We start from the raw sequence: 5,358 nt of genomic DNA on the forward strand, positions 1-5,358 counted from the left end.
TTGTCCGGCGGTGTCCTACTCTCCCACACCCTCCCGAGTGCAGTACCATCGGCGCTGGAGGGCTTAGCTTCCGGGTTCGGAATGTAACCGGGCGTTTCCCCTCCGCCATGACCGCCGTAACACTATAGACATATCAAACAACACCACACACACGGGGTCTGTTGTTCGTTTGTCTAGAGTTGCACAGTGGACGCGTAGCAGCTTAGTAGTCAAGTCCTCGGCCTATTAGTACCGGTCAACTGAACCCGTTACCGGGCTTACATTTCCGGCCTATCAACCCAGTCGTCTAGCTGGGGGCCTTACCCCCACAAAGTGGGGTGGGATACCTCATCTTGAAGCGAGCTTCCCGCTTAGATGCTTTCAGCGGTTATCCCTTCCGAACGTAGCTAACCAGCCGTGCCCCTGGCGGGACAACTGGCACACCAGAGGTTCGTCCGTCCCGGTCCTCTCGTACTAGGGACAGCCCTTCTCAAGTATCCTACGCGCACGGCGGATAGGGACCGAACTGTCTCACGACGTTCTAAACCCAGCTCGCGTACCGCTTTAATGGGCGAACAGCCCAACCCTTGGGACCTGCTACAGCCCCAGGATGCGACGAGCCGACATCGAGGTGCCAAACCATCCCGTCGATATGGACTCTTGGGGAAGATCAGCCTGTTATCCCCGGGGTACCTTTTATCCGTTGAGCGACACCGCTTCCACTCGCAAGTGCCGGATCACTAGTCCCGACTTTCGTCCCTGCTCGACCTGTCAGTCTCACAGTCAAGCTCCCTTGTGTACTTGCACTCAACACCTGATTGCCAACCAGGCTGAGGGAACCTTTGGGCGCCTCCGTTACCCTTTAGGAGGCAACCGCCCCAGTTAAACTACCCACCAGACACTGTCCCTGAACCGGATAACGGTCCGAAGTTAGATACCCAAATCAACCAGAGTGGTATTTCAAGATTGCCTCCACCCATACTGGCGTATGGACTTCACCGGCTCCCACCTATCCTACACAAGCTAATTCGGATACCAATGTCAAGCTATAGTAAAGGTCCCGGGGTCTTTCCGTCCTGCCGCGCGTAACGAGCATCTTTACTCGTAATGCAATTTCGCCGGGCCTGTGGTTGAGACAGTGGGGAAGTCGTTACGCCATTCGTGCAGGTCGGAACTTACCCGACAAGGAATTTCGCTACCTTAGGATGGTTATAGTTACCACCGCCGTTTACTGGCGCTTAAGTTCTCCGCTTCGCCCCGAAGAGCTAACAGGTCCCCTTAACGTTCCAGCACCGGGCAGGCGTCAGTCCATATACATCGAATTACTTCTTCGCATGGACCTGTGTTTTTAGTAAACAGTCGCTTCCCCCTGCTCTCTGCGGCCATACAACGCTCCACCCGCGCGGGGCTTCACGTCTCCGGCCCCCCTTCTCCCTAAGTTACGGGGGCAATTTGCCGAGTTCCTTAACCACAGTTCGCCCGATCGCCTCGGTATTCTCTACCTGACCACCTGTGTCGGTTTGGGGTACGGGCCGCTAAGAACTCGCTAGAGGCTTTTCTCGGCAGCATAGGATCACTGACTTCACCTGAATCGGCTCGGCATCACGTCTCAGCCTTCATGTGTTGCGGATTTGCCTACAACACGGCCTACACGCTTACCCCGGCACAACCACCGGCCGGGCTCAGCTACCTTCCTGCGTCACCCCATCGCTTGACTACTACCCGCCAGGTTCCCACGCTCCCCAACATCAACCCGAAAGTCTCAGCTGGTTTGGGTGGTTAGCACAACGAGGTTCATCAGGGACGCTCTTTCGCGGGTACGGGAATATCAACCCGTTGTCCATCGACTACGCCTCTCGGCCTCGCCTTAGGTCCCGACTCACCCAGGGCGGATTAGCCTGGCCCTGGAACCCTTGGTCATCCGGCGGAAGGGTTTCTCACCCTTCTTTCGCTACTCATGCCTGCATTCTCACTCGTGCCGCGTCCACAACTGGGTCACCCCGCTGCTTCACCCCCGGCACGACGCTCCCCTACCCATCCACACACCTGCACAAGGAATCAAGTCCAAGCGAGGTAAAAATGTGAATGCCACAGCTTCGGCGGTGTGCTTGAGCCCCGCTACATTGTCGGCGCGGAACCACTTGACCAGTGAGCTATTACGCACTCTTTAAAGGGTGGCTGCTTCTAAGCCAACCTCCTGGTTGTCTATGCGACCCCACATCCTTTTCCACTTAGCACACGCTTAGGGGCCTTAGCTGGTGATCTGGGCTGTTTCCCTCTCGACTACGAAGCTTATCCCCCGCAGTCTCACTGCCGCGCTCTCACTTACCGGCATTCGGAGTTTGGCTGATTTCGGTAAGCTTGTGGGCCCCCTAGACCATCCAGTGCTCTACCTCCGGCAAGAAACACGCGACGCTGCACCTAAATGCATTTCGGGGAGAACCAGCTATCACGGAGTTTGATTGGCCTTTCACCCCTAACCACAGGTCATCCCCCAACTTTTCAACGTTGGTGGGTTCGGCCCTCCACGCGGTCTTACCCGCGCTTCAGCCTGCCCATGGCTAGATCACTCCGCTTCGGGTCTAGGACACGCGACTGAATCGCCCTATTCAGACTCGCTTTCGCTACGGCTCCCCCACACGGGTTAACCTCGCCACATGCCACTAACTCGCAGGCTCATTCTTCAAAAGGCACGCCGTCACCCCGCAAGGCTCCGACGGATTGTAGGCGAACGGTTTCAGGTACTATTTCACTCCCCTCCCGGGGTACTTTTCACCATTCCCTCACGGTACTCGTCCGCTATCGGTCACCAGGAAGTATTTAGGCTTACCAGGTGGTCCTGGCAGATTCACGGCAGATTTCAGGGGTCCGCCGCTACTCGGGAACACCCACAGAAGGTCAGCAACTTTCACCTACCGGACTCTCACCGTCTACGGTCAGCCATTCCAGACTGTTCGACTAGCCACTGACTTTGTAACTTCTCGAACGAGTGTCAGCCCGTTCAGCAGGGTCCCACAACCCCGACCACGCAACCCCTGACAGGTATCACACGCAGCCGGTTTAGCCTCAATCCGCTTTCGCTCGCCACTACTCACGGAATCACTAAATTGTTTTCTCTTCCTACGGGTACTGAGATGTTTCACTTCCCCGCGTTCCCCCCACACACCCTATGTGTTCAGGTGTGGGTGACTGGACATGACTCCAGCCAGGTTTCCCCATTCGGACACCCTGGGATCACAGCTTGGTTGACAGCTCCCCCAGGCCTATCGCGGCCTCCCACGTCCTTCATCGGCTCCTGGTGCCAAGGCATTCACCGTTCGCCCTTGACAACTTGACCACAAAGATGCTCGCGTCCACTGTGCAATTCTCAACAAACGACCAACCCACAACCCACAGCCCCACACCAGCACCACCACAGTGGACGGTATGCGAGACCAGGCCATGCCTGGCAGCCCACGAAACACTCACGTTCCGCTCAAGGCTCCGAAAGAAACAACCACCGGTTGTTCTTTCAGGACCCAACAGGGTGCTCTCCGCCAAACCCCAGCCGCACCAGGAGGAACCGTTCCACACCACCCCGAAAGGTGACCGTACTAGGTATCCCGGCCGTTGCCGGCATCCAACTCACCAGTGTCTCCGCCATTGAGCACCCCGACCCGACATTCGCGGGCCGCGGGCTCCTTACCGACTTTCGTCGGAAGGTGCTCCTTAGAAAGGAGGTGATCCAGCCGCACCTTCCGGTACGGCTACCTTGTTACGACTTCGTCCCAATCGCCAGCCCCACCTTCGACGGCTCCCTCCACAAGGGTTGGGCCACCGGCTTCGGGTGTTGCCGACTTTCGTGACGTGACGGGCGGTGTGTACAAGGCCCGGGAACGTATTCACCGCAGCGTTGCTGATCTGCGATTACTAGCGACTCCGACTTCACGGGGTCGAGTTGCAGACCCCGATCCGAACTGAGACCGGCTTTTTGGGATTCGCTCCACCTCACGGTATCGCAGCCCATTGTACCGGCCATTGTAGCATGCGTGAAGCCCTGGACATAAGGGGCATGATGACTTGACGTCATCCCCACCTTCCTCCGAGTTGACCCCGGCAGTCTTCGATGAGTCCCCGCCATAACGCGCTGGCAACATCGAACGAGGGTTGCGCTCGTTGCGGGACTTAACCCAACATCTCACGACACGAGCTGACGACAGCCATGCACCACCTGTGACCGCCCCCGAAGGACCTCACATCTCTGCGAGTTTTGCGGCCATGTCAAACCCAGGTAAGGTTCTTCGCGTTGCATCGAATTAATCCGCATGCTCCGCCGCTTGTGCGGGCCCCCGTCAATTCCTTTGAGTTTTAGCCTTGCGGCCGTACTCCCCAGGCGGGGCGCTTAATGCGTTAGCTGCGGCACAGAGAACCGGAGAGGCTCCCCACACCTAGCGCCCAACGTTTACAGCGTGGACTACCAGGGTATCTAATCCTGTTCGCTCCCCACGCTTTCGCTCCTCAGCGTCAGTATCGGCCCAGAGACCCGCCTTCGCCACCGGTGTTCCTCCTGATATCTGCGCATTTCACCGCTACACCAGGAATTCCAGTCTCCCCTACCGAACTCTAGCCTGCCCGTATCGACTGCAGGCCCGCAGTTGAGCTGCGGGTTTTCACAGTCGACGCGACAAGCCGCCTACGAGCTCTTTACGCCCAATAAATCCGGACAACGCTCGCACCCTACGTCTTACCGCGGCTGCTGGCACGTAGTTGGCCGGTGCTTCTTCTGCAGGTACCGTCACTTACGCTTCGTCCCTGCTGAAAGAGGTTTACAACCCGAAGGCCGTCATCCCTCACGCGGCGTCGCTGCATCAGGCTTCCGCCCATTGTGCAATATTCCCCACTGCTGCCTCCCGTAGGAGTCTGGGCCGTGTCTCAGTCCCAGTGTGGCCGGTCGCCCTCTCAGGCCGGCTACCCGTCGTCGCCTTGGTAGGCCATCACCCCACCAACAAGCTGATAGGCCGCGAGCCCATCCCAGGCCGAAAAACTTTCCACCACCAACCATGCGGTCAGCAGTCCTATTCGGTATTAGCCCCCGTTTCCGAGGGTTATCCCAAAGCCTAGGGCAGGTTGCTCACGTGTTACTCACCCGTTCGCCGCTCGAGTACCCCGAAGGGCCTTTCCGCTCGACTTGCATGTGTTAAGCACGCCGCCAGCGTTCGTCCTGAGCCAGGATCAAACTCTCCAACAAAAACTTGTTGAAAAACTGTCCCGACAACAAAAAGTGTTGCCAAAGGAATCCAAGACCAGCCAAACCGAAGCCTGACCAGTCCGGGGTATAAATCATAATTGGCACTGGCTTATCAAGCACCCTGTTGAGTTCTCAAAGAACAACCACACACC

The 5,358-nt window shown here is 57.5% G+C and carries 3 rRNA genes; all 3 read right to left on the bottom strand.

The window, feature by feature from the left end:
* Positions 1-2 precede the first annotated feature (2 nt).
* Positions 3-119: ribosomal RNA gene (gene rrf, locus V6U77_RS29500) — 5S ribosomal RNA — on the bottom strand.
* A gap of 86 nt (positions 120-205) precedes the next feature.
* A 23S ribosomal RNA gene (locus V6U77_RS29505) occupies positions 206-3,316 on the bottom strand.
* Between the two features lie 375 nt (positions 3,317-3,691).
* Positions 3,692-5,206: ribosomal RNA gene (locus V6U77_RS29510) — 16S ribosomal RNA — on the bottom strand.
* The 16S, 23S and 5S rRNA genes sit together here, the layout of an rRNA operon.
* Between the last annotated feature and the right edge of the window lie 152 nt (positions 5,207-5,358).

It is taken from the genome of Micromonospora sp. CPCC 205546, from assembly GCF_036902715.1.
GTDB lineage: Bacteria > Actinomycetota > Actinomycetes > Mycobacteriales > Micromonosporaceae > Micromonospora.